At 73.1% G+C, this 16,997-nt stretch carries 18 protein-coding genes and 1 tRNA gene; 8 read left to right on the top strand and 11 right to left on the bottom strand.

Annotated features, from left to right (window positions below; translation table 11 throughout):
* Positions 1-75: 75 nt before the first annotated feature.
* Entirely contained in the window at positions 76-1,098 is a 1,023-nt protein-coding gene (locus QSK00_RS02480) for an oxygenase MpaB family protein (RefSeq protein ID WP_285587072.1), read from the bottom strand.
* Between the two features lie 153 nt (positions 1,099-1,251).
* On the opposite strand from QSK00_RS02480, the gene QSK00_RS02475 reads away from it, so the two are divergent.
* From QSK00_RS02475 to QSK00_RS02465, 3 genes are all read left to right on the top strand, one after another.
* On the top strand, positions 1,252-1,674 hold the full coding sequence (locus tag QSK00_RS02475; RefSeq protein WP_285587069.1) for a Clp protease N-terminal domain-containing protein: 423 nt from the start codon (positions 1,252-1,254) through the stop codon (positions 1,672-1,674).
* A gap of 123 nt (positions 1,675-1,797) precedes the next feature.
* Positions 1,798-2,190: a YciI family protein gene (locus QSK00_RS02470; RefSeq protein ID WP_285587923.1), complete on the top strand. Its 393-nt coding sequence runs from the start codon at positions 1,798-1,800 to the stop codon at positions 2,188-2,190.
* Positions 2,187-3,335 carry an RNA polymerase sigma factor gene (locus QSK00_RS02465; RefSeq protein ID WP_285587067.1) on the top strand — a complete coding sequence of 383 codons (1,149 nt, stop codon included), beginning with the start codon at positions 2,187-2,189 and terminating at the stop codon, positions 3,333-3,335. The genes QSK00_RS02470 and QSK00_RS02465 overlap by 4 nt, the downstream gene beginning before the upstream one ends.
* Here QSK00_RS02465 and QSK00_RS02460 read toward each other — a convergent pair.
* Positions 3,319-3,810: a YajQ family cyclic di-GMP-binding protein gene (locus QSK00_RS02460; protein ID WP_285587066.1), complete on the bottom strand. Its 492-nt coding sequence runs from the start codon at positions 3,808-3,810 to the stop codon at positions 3,319-3,321. The two genes, QSK00_RS02465 and QSK00_RS02460, sit on opposite strands and share 17 nt — an antisense overlap.
* A gap of 136 nt (positions 3,811-3,946) precedes the next feature.
* Here QSK00_RS02460 and QSK00_RS02455 point away from each other — a divergent pair.
* Positions 3,947-4,027, top strand: a tRNA-Tyr gene (locus tag QSK00_RS02455).
* Between the two features lie 222 nt (positions 4,028-4,249).
* Here QSK00_RS02455 and QSK00_RS02450 read toward each other — a convergent pair.
* A complete protein-coding gene (locus QSK00_RS02450; protein ID WP_285587063.1) occupies positions 4,250-4,573 on the bottom strand; it encodes a P-II family nitrogen regulator in 324 nt (107 codons plus the stop codon).
* Between the two features lie 70 nt (positions 4,574-4,643).
* Between QSK00_RS02450 and dprE2 the strand changes: the two genes are divergently transcribed.
* Complete coding sequence (gene dprE2 / locus QSK00_RS02445; RefSeq protein WP_285587061.1) at positions 4,644-5,387, top strand: decaprenylphospho-beta-D-erythro-pentofuranosid-2-ulose 2-reductase; 744 nt, start codon at positions 4,644-4,646, stop codon at positions 5,385-5,387.
* A 128-nt stretch (positions 5,388-5,515) separates the two neighbouring features.
* On the opposite strand, the gene QSK00_RS02440 is transcribed toward dprE2, so the two are convergent.
* Positions 5,516-6,514, bottom strand: a complete 999-nt coding sequence (locus QSK00_RS02440; RefSeq protein ID WP_285587059.1) for an aldo/keto reductase family protein — start codon at positions 6,512-6,514, stop codon at positions 5,516-5,518.
* A gap of 242 nt (positions 6,515-6,756) precedes the next feature.
* Here QSK00_RS02440 and QSK00_RS02435 point away from each other — a divergent pair, with 242 nt between their 5' ends.
* Complete coding sequence (locus QSK00_RS02435) at positions 6,757-6,924, top strand: hypothetical protein (protein ID WP_285587058.1); 168 nt, start codon at positions 6,757-6,759, stop codon at positions 6,922-6,924.
* Positions 6,925-6,981: 57 nt separating this feature from the next.
* Here the strand turns inward: QSK00_RS02435 and QSK00_RS02430 are convergent, their stop codons facing one another.
* From QSK00_RS02430 to QSK00_RS02410, 5 genes are all read right to left on the bottom strand, one after another.
* A complete protein-coding gene (locus QSK00_RS02430; protein WP_285587057.1) occupies positions 6,982-7,302 on the bottom strand; it encodes a hypothetical protein in 321 nt (106 codons plus the stop codon).
* 22 nt (positions 7,303-7,324) lie between these two features.
* Positions 7,325-8,692, bottom strand: coding sequence for an alpha/beta fold hydrolase (locus QSK00_RS02425; protein WP_285587055.1), 1,368 nt, complete (start codon positions 8,690-8,692; stop codon positions 7,325-7,327).
* A 30-nt stretch (positions 8,693-8,722) separates the two neighbouring features.
* Complete coding sequence (locus tag QSK00_RS02420) at positions 8,723-9,871, bottom strand: CaiB/BaiF CoA transferase family protein (protein WP_285587054.1); 1,149 nt, start codon at positions 9,869-9,871, stop codon at positions 8,723-8,725.
* 123 nt (positions 9,872-9,994) lie between these two features.
* On the bottom strand, positions 9,995-12,163 hold the full coding sequence (locus QSK00_RS02415) for a 3-hydroxyacyl-CoA dehydrogenase NAD-binding domain-containing protein (protein ID WP_285587922.1): 2,169 nt from the start codon (positions 12,161-12,163) through the stop codon (positions 9,995-9,997).
* Positions 12,164-12,215: 52 nt separating this feature from the next.
* Entirely contained in the window at positions 12,216-13,424 is a 1,209-nt protein-coding gene (locus tag QSK00_RS02410) for an acetyl-CoA C-acetyltransferase (protein WP_285587049.1), read from the bottom strand.
* A gap of 240 nt (positions 13,425-13,664) precedes the next feature.
* Here QSK00_RS02410 and QSK00_RS02405 point away from each other — a divergent pair, with 240 nt between their 5' ends.
* A complete protein-coding gene (locus QSK00_RS02405) occupies positions 13,665-14,342 on the top strand; it encodes a TetR/AcrR family transcriptional regulator (protein WP_285587045.1) in 678 nt (225 codons plus the stop codon).
* A 1-nt stretch (position 14,343) separates the two neighbouring features.
* Here the strand turns inward: QSK00_RS02405 and QSK00_RS02400 are convergent, their stop codons facing one another.
* Positions 14,344-15,216, bottom strand: a complete 873-nt coding sequence (locus QSK00_RS02400) for a helix-turn-helix domain-containing protein (RefSeq protein WP_285587043.1) — start codon at positions 15,214-15,216, stop codon at positions 14,344-14,346.
* Between the two features lie 88 nt (positions 15,217-15,304).
* On the opposite strand from QSK00_RS02400, the gene QSK00_RS02395 reads away from it, so the two are divergent.
* Positions 15,305-15,877: a TIGR03086 family metal-binding protein gene (locus tag QSK00_RS02395; protein WP_285587040.1), complete on the top strand. Its 573-nt coding sequence runs from the start codon at positions 15,305-15,307 to the stop codon at positions 15,875-15,877.
* Between the two features lie 75 nt (positions 15,878-15,952).
* Here the strand turns inward: QSK00_RS02395 and QSK00_RS02390 are convergent, their stop codons facing one another.
* Positions 15,953-16,993: an LLM class F420-dependent oxidoreductase gene (locus tag QSK00_RS02390; RefSeq protein ID WP_285587038.1), complete on the bottom strand. Its 1,041-nt coding sequence runs from the start codon at positions 16,991-16,993 to the stop codon at positions 15,953-15,955.
* Positions 16,994-16,997: the final 4 nt, after the last annotated feature.

The following is a 16,997-nucleotide window of genomic DNA, read 5'->3' as shown; positions in this document are numbered from 1 at the left end:
GGTTCCCCGGGTGGCGCGGGCCCGGGGAACCGCGCCACCCGCCGTCGTCGTCAGGCCGTCGTCAGGCCGTCGTCGTCAGGCCGGGAACGGCACGAGCTCCTCGCGGTGGTGGAACGGGTAGGGGGCCGGCCCGGCCTGCGCCGCGCGGGCGGCCAGCAGCTCGGCGTACTGCGTACGCGGGTCGACCACGCCGTACTCCGCGCGGGCCTCCGCCGGCTCCCGCACGACCGGGTTCATCGGGGTGATGCCCCGCAGCACCGGCTCCAGGACCGGCACCGTCCGCGGGCTCGCCAGCCGCAGTGCCCACAGCTCGACGCGCTTGTTCGCCGCGACGAGCCGCACCACCGGCCGCGTCAGCGCGATCGCGACGCGGTCGACGAGCCCGGACTGCCCGGTGGCGCCGAGCTTGCGCATCCAGCGCGGCATCGTCGCGATGACCGCGCGGCGCACGACGGCGTTGAAGACGAACCGCAGCGGGGCGGGGGTGCGCGCCGGGACGACGGTGGTGCTGCTGTCGAGCAGGAAGTCCATCATGTCCTGCGCGACCTCGGAGCCGACCAGTCGAGGGCGGTACGCGGCGAAGTAGGCGCGGATGCCCTCGCGGCTGCGCGGGACGTCGGCGGGGTCGATCGTCTGGAACTCCGCGGCCCGCGCGCACTCCTCCCAGTACTGCGCCTCCTCGGCGGGCGAGAGCTTCCCCGGGCCGAACACCTCGTAGGTGTAGAGGATCGAGTGCCACGCGGTGAGGTGGATCCACAGCTGCGACGCCGGGTCGTTCGCGTCGTAGGTCCCGCCGGTCACCGGGTCGAGCCCGACGGCCCGGGAGTGGATCTTCATGAGGGTGTCGGAGGCGCGGAGGACCGACTCGGCGTCGCCGAACTTGACCGTCGCGAAGTACTGCATCGTCCGGTCGTAGCGCAGGCGCGGTCGCTGCTTGACCTGCCCCGACTGGTCGACCGAGGCCACCAGGTGCGGGTCGAGCTCCTCGATGACGACGGCCCGGAGGAACCCGAGCACGATCGACGTCGGGTAGCCCCAGACCTTCCAGGTCACCGACTCCGGACCGAAGAAGCCGTAGTCCTGCTGCCGTTGAGCCACGCCGCCCACCTCCGTCGCAAGTATGTGCGACGCACGGTAACCCTATACAGCATGTAACGGCTACCCCCGGTAAGAGGTACATGCTGTTCCCCGTGGTGGGATCAGGGTTCCACCGGAGGTGCCGGGGCCGTCCCGACCGCGAGGGTGGTCGTCATGCGCCTCACTCCTCGCTCCTCCCGGTCCCTCGATCTCGCCCGCGGTGAGGCCGCCGACCTCGGCGCCCCGGGCATCGGCACCGCCCACCTGCTCCTCGGCCTGGTCCGGGAGAACCACGAGAGCGGCGACCCGCTGCTCGCCGACGTCGACCCGGAGCGGGTGCGGGGGCTCCTGCCGCTGCGTCCCCCCGACGGCCGGCCGCGCCCGCTCAGCCCGGGGGCGGCAGCCGCCCTGACGGTGGCCGCCCGCGCGGCGGCCGGTGGGCGGGTGGACGTGGCGCACCTGGTCGCCGCCGTGCTGACCCACCCGACATCGGGGGCGGTGGAGGTGCTGGAGCGGCTCGGCGCCGATCCCGGCCACCTCTGGGTCCGCGCGCGATCGGCCGCGACGGCCCCGACGCCGCTGCTCGTCCGGCGCTGAGCGGGCCCCTACGCTGCGCAGGCCCGACGTCGGATGTCGAGAACGCGACGGCGGCTCCGTCCCCGGGACGCGAGCGGCCACGCGGGCCGCTCCCGGTGCGAGGAGATCGCCGTGAAGTACCTGATGCTCAAGCACTACCGCGGTGGCCCGACGCCGGCGCACGACCAGCCGCCGATGGACCGCTGGACACCCGCCGAGGTCGACGCCCACATGCAGTACATGTCCGACTTCGCCGACCGGCTCCGGAAGACCGGGGAGTTCGTCGACAGCCAGGCCCTCGCCGAGCGCGGGGCCTTCGTGCGTGCCGACGGCGCCGGCCGCCCGCCGGTCACCGACGGCCCGTTCGCGGAGACCAAGGACCTCATCGCCGGGTGGATGATCATCGACGTCGACTCGTGGGAGCGGGCGGTCGAGCTCGCAGGCGAGCTGTCCGCGGCGCCGGGCGCGGGCGGCGAGGCGATCGACGAGTGGCTCGAGGTCCGGCCGTTCCTCACCGGCGTCCCGGGGCAGGAGTGAACGCAGCGCTGCTGCGCGAGCTCGTCCCCGCGGTGATCGGCGTCCTCGTCCGGCGCGGCGCGGACTTCGCGTCGGCCGAGGACGCCGTGCAGGAGGCCCTCATCCGGGCCCTCGACACGTGGCCGGACGATCCGCCGCGGGACCCCAAGGGCTGGCTGGTGGCCGCCGCATGGCGCCGGTTCCTCGACGCCGTGCGCTCCGAGTCCGCCCGGCGCGACCGGGAGGGGGCGGTGGACGCCGAACCGCCGCCCGACCCGGTGTCCGGGGCCGACGACACCCTGCGGCTCTACTTCCTCTGCGCCCACCCGACGCTGCCCCCGGCCGCAGCCGTCGCCCTGACCCTACGGGCGGTCGGCGGACTGACCACCCGGCAGATCGCCGAGGCCCACCTCGTCCCCGAGGCCACCATGGCGCAGCGGATCAGCCGGGCGAAGAAGAAGCTCGAGGGGCTGCCGTTGCACCGCCCCGGCGACCTCGCGACGGTGCTGCGGGTGCTCTACCTCGTGTTCAACGAGGGCTACGGCGGCGACCTGGACCTGGCCGCGGAGTCGATCCGGCTGACCCGGCAGCTCGCCGCGTTGACCGACGAGCCCGAGGTGGCGGGGTTGCTCGCGTTGATGCTGCTCCACCACGCGCGGCGGGCGTCGCGGACCGGGCCCGCCGGTCGGCTCGTGCCCCTCGCCGACCAGGATCGCGGCCGCTGGGACACCGCGCTGATCGCCGAGGGGGTCGTCGTGCTGCAGGCCGCACTCGCCCGCGATCGCCTCGGCGAGTACCAGGCGCAGGCGGCGATCGCGGCGCTGCACGCCGACGCCCCGACCGCCGACGACACCGACTGGCCGCAGATCGTGGAGTGGTACGACGAGCTCCTGGCGCTCACCGGCTCCCCGGTCGTGCGCCTCAACCGGGCGGTCGCCGTGGGCGCGGCCGACGGCGCGCACGCCGGGCTCGCCGCCCTGGCCGAGGTCGGGGACGACGTCCCGCGCCGCACGGCCGTGCTCGCGTGGCTGCGGGAACGGGCGGGTGAGCTGGAGGCGGCCGCCGGGCTCTACGTCGAGGCCGCCCGCGCGGCGCCGAGCGTGGCGGAACGGGACCACCTCACCCGGGAGGCGGCGCGGGTGCGGGCGCTCAGCGGTAGTTCGTGAACTGCAGGGCGATCCCGAAGTCCTGCCCCTTGAGCAGGGAGATCACGGCCTGCAGGTCGTCCTTCTTCTTGCCGGTGACGCGGAGCTGGTCGTCCTGGATCTGCGCCTGGATGCCCTTGGGTCCCTCGTCGCGGATCACCTTGGTGATCTCCTTGCCCTTCTCCTTGGAGATGCCCTGCACCAGGCTGCCGGTGACCTTGTAGGTCTTGCCGGACACGGCGGGCTCGCCGACGTCGAAGGCCTTGAGCGAGATGTCGCGGCGGACGAGCTTCTCCTTGAACACGTCGATCGCCGCGGTGCAGCGCTCCTCGGTCTCCGACGCGATCGTGATGGCCTCCTCGCCGGCCCAGGCGATCGAGGTGCCGGTGCCGCGGAAGTCGTAGCGCTGGGAGAGCTCCTTCGCGGCCTGGTTGAGCGCGTTGTCGACCTCCTGGCGGTCGACCTTGCTCACGACGTCGAACGACGGGTTCGCCATCCGGGGCTCCTCCTCGGGGCTCGGTGCGGGTGATCGATCACGGCGGGTCGGGTCCGGTCTACACCCACCCCCCGGGTGCGCCCCAGGGGTGCACCGGCTTGTAGTCTTCTCGTCGCCGTCGGCGAGACGGCATCCCGGCGGGTTGCCCGAGCGGCCAATGGGAGCGGACTGTAAATCCGTCGCGAAAGCTTCGAAGGTTCGAATCCTTCACCCGCCACACAGAGCCCCTGCACCGCCTCGCGGTCAGGGGCTTTGTCGTGTCCGGGGCGGACAGCGTATCCGCACGACGCACCGGCTGTCCGTCGAATACGGTGTCGGTGCTAAAGTGAGCCGCACAGGCGGCGCCCGGAAACGTGGCGTAACCTCCGCTATGTCGGTCGTGCCCCCCGCGGCCGGCTCGGTCCCGGGGACACGCCCCCCTGTGTCCCCGGGACCACCCTCAGACCGCGTCGTGCCCGCGTTCCCCGGTCCGCACGCGGAGCACGAGGTCCACGGGGCGCACCGACAGCTGGCCGTCCGCGTTGCCGAGGTTCGCGCGGATCTGGTCGATCAGGCGCTCCACCACCTCGTCGTCGACCACGGTCTCGATGCGCAGCCGGGGCACGAGGTCGGCCGCGATCCGCGCGCCCTTGTGCACCTCGACGTGGCCGACCTCGTGGATCCGGACCTCGGTGATCGTCATGCCGAGCACCGCGAGCCGCTCGCACGCCCGGCGGACGCCGTCGAGCGCGTGCGGCCGCACCAGTGCCGTCACCAGCTTCACGCGAATCTCCTCGGGGTCCGGGGGACCCACGCTAGGCCCTCCGGCACGCGTCCTGCGACGCTCTGCGGTCGTGTCCGGAACCGTCCTCGTCCTCGGTGGCCGCAGCGAGATCGGGGTCGCCCTCGCGCGGCGCCTCGTCGCCGACGGCCGCGCCGCCACCGTCGTCCTGGCCGCCCGCCGGGCCGACTCCCTCGGCGCGGAGGCGGCGTCCCTCGGTGCGGCGCGGGTGGGCACGGTCGAGTTCGACGCGGACGACGTCGCCGGGCACGCGGCGGTCCTCGAGCAGGTCGAGCGGGAGTACGGCGCGCCGGACGTCGTGGTGGTCGCCTTCGGGGTGCTCGGCGACCAGCAGCGCGCCGAGACCGACGCCGAGCACGCCCTCGCGGTGGTGCACACCGACTACGCCGCGCAGGTCGGCGTCCTGACGCGGGTCGCGGCCCGGATGCGCGAGCGTGGGGCGGGCGAGATCGTCGTGTTCTCGTCGATCGCGGGCTGGCGGGTGCGGCGGGCCAACTACGTCTACGGCTCGGCCAAGGCCGGTCTGGACGGGTTCGCGACGGGCCTCGCGGACGCCCTGCGCGGATCGGGCGTGCACCTGACGGTGGTGCGGCCCGGCTTCGTCGTCGGCCGGATGACCGCGGACAGCGGCCTGTCACCCGCACCGCTGTCCTCGACCCCCGCGCAGGTGGCGGACGCCGTCGCCGACGGGCTGGCGCAGGGTCGCGACGTGATCTGGGTGCCGGGCCGGCTGCGTCTGCTCGCCGCCGTCATGCGGGTCCTCCCGGCCGCGGTGTGGCGGCGGATGCCCCGCTGACTGCTTCCGGCCGCGCGGGGTGGGGCTCGGGTCGTCCGCCGGTGCCGGGCCGACCCCGATGGCAGGAAAGCGTCGTTGCTGTCGTGCGATGACAGCAACGACGCTTTCCTGCCACGGGACGGGTGGGATCAGGACCGGTGCGTGATGTCCGCCGACGCGCCCGGGCCCAGCTGCAGGCTCGTCACCGGCACGTCGCCGAGGGCCTCGTCGACGGCGGCGAGGGTGTCGGAGGACAGCTCGATGCCGGTGGCCTTCGCGTTGGCGTGCACCTGCTCGGGGCGGGACGCGCCGACGATGGCCGAGGCGAGCTCCGGACGGCGGAGCACCCACGCCAGCGCGAGCTCGGCCATGGACAGCCCGGCGCCCTCGGCGACCGGACGCAGCCGCTGCACGGCCTCGAGCGTGCGGTCGGTCAGCTTCTGCTTGATGAAGCCGTTCATCTCGTCGGAGGCCGCCCGCGAGTCGACCGGCACGTCCTCGCCCGGCAGGTACTTGCCGGTGAGCACGCCCTCGGCGAGCGGGGACCAGACGATCTGGGAGATCCCGTTCTCCTGCGAGGTCTGGAACACGCCGTCCTCGGGCGAGCGCCAGAGCATCGAGTACTGCGGCTGGGACGAGACGAAGGTGACGTCGTCGGGCGCGGCCTCGAGCCCGGCCCGGATCTGGTCGGGGGTCCACTCGCTGAAGCCGAGGTAACGGGCCTTCCCGGCCCGCACGACCTCGGCCAGCGCCTCCATCGTGTCCTCGATCGGGACGCGGGAGTCGAAGCGGTGGCACTGGTAGAGGTCGACGTGGTCGGTGCGCAGCCGCTGCAGCGACGCGTCGATCTGCTTGGCGATCTGCGCGGGCGAGAGCCCGGAGTCGGAGTCCGACATCGGGAAGTAGACCTTGGTGGCGAGCACGTACTCGGCGCGGGGGTAGTCGGCGAGGATCTCCCCCCACGCGGTCTCGGCGGCGCCGCGGCCGTAGACGTTCGCGGTGTCGAAGAAGGTGATGCCGGCGTCGAAGGCGGCGCGGGTGCAGGCCGCCGTGGCGTCGGCCTCCACCCCGCCGGAGTAGGTCAGCCAGGACCCGAGGGAGATTTCGGACACCTGGAGGTCGCTGGAACCGAGCGTGCGGAAGCGCATGGCCCCGACGCTACGGACCGGCCCTGGGCAGCCGCCGTCCGGAACCCGGGGGTTACCGCTGACCGGACGAGTTGCTCCGTTCGTCGCTCCGATGCGCCCGGTCGTCGCAACTCGGTGAAACACGGGTGTGAACTCTGTCCGCCGCCATTGGTCGAGGGTCACCCGTCCGACAGGATGGGGGACGTCCGCGGCGGACAGCGACCGTCCGCCGGCCACCGCACTCGCGTAGGAGGCACCGAGGCGTGACCCTGTTGACCGCACCGCTGCGCCCGCTCGCCGACGTCCTGGACCTCACCTCGGAGGCCGTCGTCGCCCTGGGAACGCTCTCGGTCGGAGCGCTGAGCCTGCTGCTCGCCTCCGACGACGACGATCACCCTCCGCTGCACTCCGTCGAGCGTCGTCGCTCCTGAGTCGCACACCACCCACGGACGCCCGTCCGGACCACGGTCCGGGCGGGCGTCCGTGCGTCAGCGGTCCTGCAGCAGTTCCCGGATGGCGCGCAGCTCGTCGCGGATCTCCACGAGCAGCGCCGGGATCTCGTGGCTGCGCTCCCAGTGCGGGGTGACGTCGATGCCGAGGTCGGCGAGGTCGCGCTCGTAGAGCTCCGCGAGCAGCGTCCGGTACGGCTCCTCGGGCACCGTGCCGTTCTCCCAGCGCGAGAGCTGCGTCTTCAGGCTGGCGGCCGACGCGACGTCCACCCGGCCCGCCTCGGCGAGGGCCCGGAGCCGGGCCACCGCCGCCGTCTGCGACCAGCCCTTGTCGCGACGGGCCTCGCGGAGGGTGACCACGATCCGGAGCGTAGACGAGGGGTCAGCGATCCCCGCCGCGGGTGCGCGTGGCCCGTTTGGGTGCGGGGCGTGACCGACGTGGCGTCCGGGTTCCCGCCGTCGGGGGTTCGGGCGCCGGGTCGGGAGTGGGGTCCGACGCCGGTTCCGACCGGGTCCTCCCGACGGCGGGCAGCGGCCGCCGGGACGCCCGGCGTGGCCGCCGTGACGGCAGCCCGGACTCGATGGGGACGGGTGGGTCGTGGCGGTCGAGGAAGGCGCACAACGCGGGCCAGAGCCGGTCCCGCGACGCCCGTCCGCACAGCACCCCCAGGTGGCCGCCGGGGGCCGTCATGAGGGAGACGTCCGCCGAGGCGAGGACCGTGGAGCCGGCCCGGACCGACCGCGGGGGCGCCACCGTGTCGTCCTCCCCGGCGACGAGCAGCACCGGGCGCTCGAGCCCACCGAGGTCGATCTCGTGCCCGCCGACGCGGACGCGGCCGGAGGTGAGCTCCCGACCGTCGACCATCGCGTGGAAGGACGAGCCGACGAGGCCGGCCTGCGCGCCGAGGATGGCCCGGACGTCGTCGATGGCCTCGAGCTGGGCGAGGAAGTCCCGGTCGGCGAGGTGCGAGAGGACCGTCAACGGCGTCGTCAGGAACGTGCCCACCGAGGCGAGGGTCAGGGCCTCGGGGACGCCGGGCGGGCTCGGCAGCAGCCCGAGCAGCGTCTGGGCCGTGGCGAGCACCGGGCCGCCGGCGGCGAGCGCGAGCGGACGGACCGGCACCCGCTCCGGCACCTGCTCGAGGGCGAACGGCGTGGCGATCGCGGTCACCGACGCGATCGGCAGGCCCGGGTCCTCCGCCGCGGTGAGCAGGGTGGCCAGACCGCCGATCGACCAGCCCACGACGTGGACCGGAGCGCCGTCGTGGTGCGCGGACACCGTGCGCACGACGTGCGGGAGGATGTCGTCGACCCAGCGCGCGAGGTCGGCCGGCGAGGCGGGGACCGGCGTGTCGTGCCCGATCACGTCCTCGTCGTCGACCTGGTGGACGTGGCGCCCCTCGCCGACGAGGTGCTCCACGAGGCTGCAGCCGCGACGCAGGTCGAAGGCCACCCCGCACGCCCCGAGCGGCGAGACCAGCAGCACCGGCGCCCCGCGCAGCCGCGCGGTGGGGTGCACCGCGTAGCGGTAGGTGCTGACCTGGCCGGCCCGGGCGAGGCCGTGGGCACGCCCGACGGCCCACGCGTCCGGGTCGGCCGGCCCCGTGTCGATCGCGACGCGGGGCATCCGGCGGAGGTCGGCGAGCGGGCCCTCGAGCACACGGTCCCGCACGTTCGTCAGGGCCCGAGCGAGTGTCCTCGGTGTGATCACGTCGCCCCCGTCGTCGTCGGTCGCGGGGAATCGTGCCATCCCGAGCGCCGGTCCCGCCCGGCGAGACGATCAGGTCTGAGCGACGACGCCGGCCGCCCGCAGCTTCTCGACGCGGTCGGGGTCCAGGCCCCACCCGGTGAGCGCCTCGACCGTGTGCTGGCCGGGGAGCGGCGGGACGGTCGGGGCGGCGCTGGGTGTCCGGTCGAAGCGCGGCGCGGGGGCGGGCTGGCGGACCCCGAACGCCTCGGTGATGGTGCCGCGAGCCGCGATGTGCGGGTGCTCGGCGGCCTCCTCCATCTCCAGCACGGCGGCCACGCAGGCCTCGGTGGGCTCGAGGTCGGCGGCCCACTCGTCGCGGGTGCGGGTGCCGAACACCTCGGTCAGGCGCGCGGCGAACTCGGGCCACCGGGAGATGTCCCACTGGTTCGTCGCGATGTCCTCGCCGTCGAGCCCGAGCCCCGTCATCAGGGCGGCGTAGAACTGCGGCTCGATGGCCCCGACGGCGACGTACTTGTCATCGGCGCAGCGGTAGGTCTCGTAGAAGGGGGCGCCGCCGTCGAGCAGGTTCCGCCCGCGCCCGGCCGGCCACAGGCCCTGCGCGCGCATGCCGTAGATCATGGCCATCTGCAGGGCGCCGCCGTCGACGATCGCCGCGTCGACGACCTGCCCGAGTCCGCTCGTCGCCCGCTCCACCAACGCGCCGAGCACCCCGACCACGAGGAGCATGCCGCCGCCGCCGAAGTCGCCGACGAGGTTCATGGGGATGGCCGGCGCGCCCGCCGGACCCTCCATGTGCCCGACGACGCCCGCGGTCGCGAGGTAGGTGAGGTCGTGTCCCGCGCGGGGTGCCTGCGGGCCGTCCTGGCCCCACCCGGTCATCCGCCCGTAGACCAGGCGCGGGTTGCGCTCCCGGCAGACCTCCGGGCCGATCCCGAGGCGCTCCGCGACCCCCGGGCGGAATCCCTCGAGCAGGACGTCGGCCTCGGCGACCAGGTCGAGCAGCACCTCGACCGCCTCGGGCGACTTGAGGTCGAGCGCGACGGAGCGGCGGCTGCGGTTCAGGACGTCCTTGGCCGGGTCGCCGAGCTGCAGCCCCCCGGCCTTGGTGCGGTCGATGCGCAGTACGTCGGCGCCGAGATCCGCGAGCACCATCGCCGCGAACGGGCCGGGTCCGATGCCGGCCACCTCGATCACCTTGACGCCGTCCAGGACACCCATGGCCCGCACCCTAGTTGACAGTCAGTCCTGACCGGAAGTGTCCTGTCCCGGAACGAACGAACGGCACCCTCGCAGCATCTACGTGCGCGAGAGTGCCGTTCGCTCAGACCGGGGTTGCTCCGATCAGCCGATCGAGTCGCGGAAGTTCTGGCCCTTCTCCGCCTTCTCGACCAGCGACGCCGGCGGGTTGAACCGGTCGCCGTAGCCCTTGGCCAGGATGCGTGCGCGCTCGACGAAGCCGGGCAGGCCGCCCGGGTAGCCGTCGATGTACTGCGCGACGCCGCCGGTCCAGGCCGGGAAGCCGATGCCCATGATCGAACCGATGTTGGCGTCGGCGATGGTGTGCAGCACACCCTCGTCGAAGCACTTCACCGTCTCGAGGGCCTCGGCGAAGAGCATCCGCTCCTTCATGTCCTCGAACGGCAGGCCGTCCGAGTCCGTGGCGCCGTGGAACTCGTCCTGCAGGCCCGGCCACAGCTTGGTGCGCTTGCCGGACTCGTCGTAGTCGTAGAACCCGGCACCCGACGAGCGGCCCTTGCGCCCGAGCTCGACCATCCTGTCGACGATCGGCTCCGAGGGGTGCTCGTCCAAGACGCCGCCGGCTGCCTCGACACCCTTGCGGGTCTCCTGGCGGATCTTCTGCGGCAGCGTGAGGGTCAGCTCGTCCATCAGCTGCAGCGGCGGGGCGGGGTAGCCCGTCTGCGAGCCGGCCTGCTCGATGGCCGCCGGCGACGCGCCCTCGCCCAGCATGGCGATGGCCTCGTTGAGGAACGTGCCGATGACGCGGCTGGTGAAGAACCCGCGGGAGTCGGAGACGACGATCGGGGTCTTGCGGATCTGCAGCGCGATGTCGACGGCCTTCGCCAGGGTGGCGTCGGAGGTCTTCTCACCGGCGATGATCTCGAGGAGCGGCATCTTGTCGACCGGCGAGAAGAAGTGCAGGCCCACGAAGTCCTCGGGCCGCTCGACCCCGGTGGCGAGGTCGGTGATCGGCAGGGTCGAGGTGTTCGAGCCCAGCACCGCGTCGGGGGCCAGGTGCGGCATGATCTCCGCGAAGACCTTCTTCTTGAGGTCGGGGCTCTCGAAGACGGCCTCGATGACGAGGTCGGCGCCCTGCGCGTCCTCGGGCTTCTCGGTCGGCGTGATCCGGGCGAGGATCGCGTCGGCCTTCTCCTGGGTCTGCTTGCCCCGCGAGACGGCCTTGTCGAGGATCTTCTTCGAGTAGTCCTTGCCCTTCTCGGCGTTGGCCAGGGCGACGTCCTTGAGGACGACCTCGATGCCCGCCACCGCGCACGAGTACGCGATGCCCGCGCCCATCATCCCGGCGCCGAGCACGACCACCTTGCGGGCGGAGTGCTTCTCGTAGCCGTCCGGGCGGGAGCCGCCCTTGTTGATGGCCTGCAGGTCGAAGAAGAACGCGTTGATCATGTTCGTCGAGACCTGCCCGACGACGAGGTCGGCGAAGTAGCGCGACTCGATCTTGGCGGCGTTGTCGATGTCGACCTGCGACCCCTCGACCGCGGCGCACATGATGTTGTACGGCGCCGGCATCGGGGCGTTCTTGAGCTGCTTGCGCAGGTTGGCCGGGAACGCGGGCAGGTTCGCCGCGAACTTCGGCACCGACGGCGTGCCGCCGGGGATCTTGTAGCCCTTGACGTCCCAGGGCTGCACGGCCTCGGGGTTGGCCCGGATCCACTCCTTGGACTTCGCGATGAGGTCCTCGGGGGTGTCGACGACCTCGTGGACGAGGCCGACCTCCTGCGCCGCCCGCGGGTTGCGCTGCTGACCCTGCAGCAGGACCTGCAGCAGGGCGTCGGCGATACCGAGCAGACGCACGGTGCGCACGACGCCGCCGCCACCGGGCAGCAGGCCGAGGCTGACCTCGGGGAGCCCGATCTTGGATCCCTTGGCGTCCAGGGCGATGCGGTGGTGGGTCGCGAGGGCGATCTCGAGGCCGCCGCCGAGCGCGGCGCCGTTGATCGCCGCGACGACGGGCTTGCCGAAGGTCTCCAGTCGGCGCAGCGCGGTCTTGATGGCCTGCGACTGGTCGTAGGCCTTCTGCGCCTCCGAGGGCCCGTAGTTGCGCAGGTCCTCGAGGTTGCCGCCGGCGAAGAAGGTCTTCTTCGCGCTCGTCAGCACGACGCCCGCGATGGCGTCCTTCTCGGCCTCGAGGCGCCCGAGGGTGGCCTCGAGGTCGGTGCCGAACCGGGCGTTCATGGTGTTCGCCGAGGCGTCCGGGTCGTCCATCGTCAGCGTGACGATGCCGTCGCCGTCCTGCTCCCACCGGAACATGTTGTCGCTCACTGCTCTTCGTGCTCCTTCGCTACGAGGTGGTGGGGCGGGATCAGACGCGCTCGATGATGGTGGCGACACCCATGCCGCCGCCGATGCACAGCGTGACGAGGGCGCGGCGCAGGTCGCGGCGCTCGAGCTCGTCGACCATGGTGCCCATGATCATCGCGCCCGTGGCCCCGAGCGGGTGGCCGAGGGCGATGGCGCCACCCATGACGTTGGTGCGCTCGTGCGGGAAGTTCAGGTCCTTCATGAGCTTCATCGGCACGGCGGCGAACGCCTCGTTGATCTCGAGCAGGTCGATGTCGTCGACCGTGAGGCCGGCCTTCGCGAGCACCTTGTGGCAGGCGGGCGTCGGGCCGGTCAGCATGATCGTCGGGTCGGCGCCGGAGACGGCGGTCGCGACCACGCGGGCCCGCGGGGTGAGGCCGTTCTTCTTGCCGGCCTCCTCGCTGCCGACCAGCACGAGCGCGGCGCCGTCGACGATGCCCGACGAGTTGCCGCCGTGGTGCACGTGGTTGATCTGCTCGACCCAGTGGTACTTCTGCAGCGCGACGGCGTCGAAGCCGCCCATCTCGCCGATGCCCGCGAACGACGGCTTGAGGCCCGAGAGGCCCTCCATCGTCGTCTCGCGCATGTGCTCGTCGTGGTCGAGGATCGTCAGGCCGTTCCGGTCCTTGACCGGCACGATCGAGCGGTCGAAGGCGCCGTCGGCCCAGGACTTCGCGGCGCGGGTCTGCGACTCGAGCGCGTAGGCGTCGACGTCCTCGCGCGAGAAGCCCTCGAGGGTGGCGATGAGGTCGGCGCCGATGCCCTGCGGGGCGAAGCCGGTCGTGAAGTTGGTCTCCGGGTCCATGGCCCAGGGGCCGCCGTCGGAGGCCATCGGGACGCGGGACATCGACTCGACGCCGCCGCCGATGAGCAGGTCCTCCCAGCCGGAGGCGACCCGCGCGGCGACCTGGTTGACGGCCTCGAGGCCGGAGGCGCAGAAGCGGTTGAGCTGGACGCCGCCGGTGGTGTCGGGGTAGCCCGCGGCGATGGTCGCGGTCTTGGCGATGTCGCCGCCCTGGTCCCCGACCGGCGAGACGCAGCCGAGGACGACGTCCTCGACCTGCTCGACGTCCATCTGGGGGTTGCGCGCCTTGAGCTCGTCGAGCAGGCCGACGACCAGCGAGACGGGCTTGACCGAGTGCAGGGACCCGGTCGCCTTCCCCCGTCCGCGCGGGGTGCGGATGGCGTCGTAGATGAATGCCTCGGTCACGGGTGGTGTCCCTTCGTACGGCGTCGAGCACCGGGAAAGCTCCGTGCTCCTGACAGTCATGATGGACTGTTTGTGGCAGGTGTCAACGGGGTCGGTGGTGACGTTACCGGCGAGTAGGGATCGGAGGAAGGGCGCCTCCACCGGGCAGGGCCCGCCACGCCGCACTGACGGTCAACGTTGACCGTCAGGCGTACGGTCGGCGACGATTCGTCGCTGCCGGGCACCCGAGGGGAGGACCGCATGGCTGCAGGGAACGGGGCGAGCGCCGCGACGTCGTCGTCGGGCGCCGCCGAGCCGGGCGCGCGCCGCGGGGCCACGGTCCGCCGCTCGCGCGAGCAGCGCACCTCCGACAGCCGCCTGCGGATCCTCGACGCCGCGGTCGCGTGCCTGGTCGAGTCGGGCTACGCGGGGACGACCACGTTGACGATCCAGGCGCGGGCCGGGGTCTCCCGCGGCCGGCTGCTGCACCACTTCCCGTCGAAGGAGACGCTCCTCGTCGCGGCCGCCCAGCACCTCGCCGCCACCCGGTTCGCCTCCGACGGGCTGGCCTCGGCCGAGCTGCCCGACCGGGCCGACGACCCGGGCGCCCGCCTCGACCGCATCGTCGACGTCATGTGGGCGACCTACCAGGAGCCCTACTTCTGGGCCTCGACCGAACTGTGGACGGCGGCCCGCACCGACCCCGCCCTCGCGGCGGCCCTGCTGCCCGCCGAGCGTCGGCTCGGGGCGGCGATCCGGCAGACGCTGGACGCGGTGTTCGAGGCGTACGTCGAGCACGAGAACTACCCGATGGTGCGCGAGATGCTCCTGACCGGCATGCGCGGTGTCGCCCTGACCTACGGGTTCGACCCCCGCGAGGCCGCGACCGACCCCCACGTGGCGCAGTGGAAGCAGATGTGCCGGGTCCTGCTGCTCTGAGCTACGCCCGGTCCCGACGGACCGACCGCGCGTAGGCCTCGGGCGTGCGGCCCAGGGCCGCCCGGAAGTCGCGGACGAGGTGGGCCTGGTCGGCGTAGCCCAGCGCCCCGGCCACCTCGGTCCAGCTGACCCGGGCGCCGTCCCGGACCGCCTCCGCGGCCTCGAGCAGGCGGTAGCGCCGGATGACCCACGTCGGGGACACGCCCGCGCACCGGGCGAAGGACCGCTGGAGACTGCGCGGGCCGACGCCGGAGCGCGCGGCGAGGTCGTCGAGGCGCCGTACCTCCCGGTCGGTCTCGGCCAGCCGCGCGACGGCGGCGACCTCCCGGGCCTGTTCGACGCGGTCCGGGTCCGCCCGGGCCAGCGCACCCTCCAGGGCGGCGAGGAGCACCGCGACCCGCGCGGGCTCCGCGGCCGCGGCGTCGTCGGAGTCCGGGCCCATGGCCGCGAGCAGCGTCGACGCCCCGAGCCCGGGGACGGTGTCGACCTCGACCACCCGGTCGCGCAGGGTCGAGACGTCGTCGACGAACGCCCCGAAGCCCCCGACCGTCGACTTCGCCGCGACCGTCCACCCGGTCCCGGCGAGTTCCCGGTCGACCAGGTCGAGGTACACGCCGTTGAGGAGGGCCTCCGGCGCCGTCCGGCCCGTGCGGGCGTCCGGCGTGCCGACCGACAGGTTGGCCGACGGGTGCGGCAGCACCTCCTGACGGTGGTTCCCACCCGGGGGCAACGACCACCGCACCGCCCACACGAAGTCGACGACCCCCGCGAGCGCGGGCGGGACCGCGTGGCGGGTGAACGCCACCCGTTGCTGCAGCAGCCAGGGGTCGAGGATGCCGCGGCTGTCGCGGGCGACGGGCGCCGGACCGGTCATGCGGGCAGTGTCCTCCCCTCCGACGTCCTCCCCCCGATGTCGCGGAAGTTCAATCCCGACGGCGGCTCCGCCCGGCAGTCTCGTCGGCATGACCGACACCAGGAGCCACGTCAACACCGTCCTCGTGGCACTCGCGGACCTCGTCGACGGCGTCGGCGACGACCGGTGGCACGCCCCGACCCCCTGCACCGAGTTCGACGTCGCGGCGCTGGCCGACCACGTCGTCGGGTGGTCGACGACGTTCGCGACCGGCTACGCCGACCCGCAGGGCCGGGCACTCGCCGGTCCGACGCCGGTGGCCGGCGACCGGGCCGAGGCGATCCGGGCCGCCGCGACGACGCTCGACAAGGCCCTCGCGGACGGGGCGGCGCAGCGCCCGCTGGCCCTCGGCGAGGCGGCCATGCCCGGCGAGATGGCGCTGTCGATGATCCTCTGGGAGTACCAGGTGCACGGCTGGGACCTCGCCGTCGCCCTCGGTCGCCCGTGGGCACCGGACGAGGAGGGGCTCGAGGCGTCGCTGGGGTTCGCGCCGATGATGCTCACCGACGACTACCAGGGTGAGGGGAAGCCCTTCGCGCCACGCGTGCCGGTGGCCGACGACGCCCCGGCGCTCGACCGGCTCGTCGCGGTCTCCGGCCGCGACCCGCACTGGTCGGCCTGACCACCACTGAGGTGACAGGACGTCGTTGCTGTCATCGGATGACAGCAACGACGTCCTGCCAAGGAGTTACGGCGCTCAGACCAGCGACTTGAGCGTCTCCAGCTGCGCCTTCACGGTCTCGTGGTCGGGGTTCAGCGGCATGATGTTGAGCTGCGTGACCCCGGCCTCGGCGAACTGCTTGAGCTGCGTGGCCACCTCGTCCTCGCTGCCGACCAGCGAGATGGCGTGGACCAGCTCGTCGGGCACCGCCGCGGCCGCCTCGTCCTTCTTCCCGGCGAGGTACAGGTTCTGGATCTCCTCGGCCTCGTCGAGGTAGCCGTAGCGCTGCATGAGCTGGTTGTAGAAGTTCTGGTCCTTCGCGCCCATGCCGCCGACGTAGAGCGCGACGGTCGGCTTGACGTACTGCAGCATCTCGCCCGCACCCGGCCCGATCGCGAGGCCGACCGCGGTGGAGATGCCGAGCGGGCCGAGCTCCGGGGCCCGCTTCGCCTTCCCCGTCTCGAGCGACTCGCCCCAGACCTCGTGCGCCTTGCCCGGGTGGAAGAACAGCGGCTCCCACACCTGCACGAGCTCGGCGGCCAGCGCCACGTTCTTCGGCCCGAGCGCGGCGAGCAGGATCGGGATGTCCGCGCGCACCGGGTGGTTGATCAGCTTGAGCGGCTTGCCCAGGCCCGTGCCCTTCTCCGGGGCGAGCGGCACCTCGTAGTGCTTCCCGGAGTGCTGGACCTTCTCGCGGCGCCACACCTGCCGGCAGATGTCGACGATCTCGCGGGTGCGCCCGAGGGGGGCGTCGTAGCGCACGCCGTGGAAGCCCTCGATGACCTGCGGGCCGCTCGCCCCGATGCCGAGGGTGAAGCGGCCGTCCGAGACGTAGTCCAGGCCGGCCGCCGTCATCGCCGTCAGCGACGGGGTGCGCGTGTAGATCTGGATGATCCCGCTGGCCAGCTCGAGGTTCTCGGTGCGGGCCGCGATGTAGCCGAGCTGGCTGATGGCGTCGAAGGTGTACGCCTCGCGGACCGCGACCGCGTCGAGGCCCGCCTTCTCCAGCTCGACGAGCTGGTCGACGGTCTCGCGGAACCCCTCGCCGCTGTAGGCGAGGCTCATCCCGATCTTCACTGCT

Origin of the sequence: Actinomycetospora sp. NBRC 106378, assembly GCF_030269685.1 — a bacterium.
Lineage (GTDB): Bacteria > Actinomycetota > Actinomycetes > Mycobacteriales > Pseudonocardiaceae > Actinomycetospora.
Note: the sequence above shows the minus strand (reverse complement) of the source record. Positions and strands in the feature narration are given on the sequence as shown.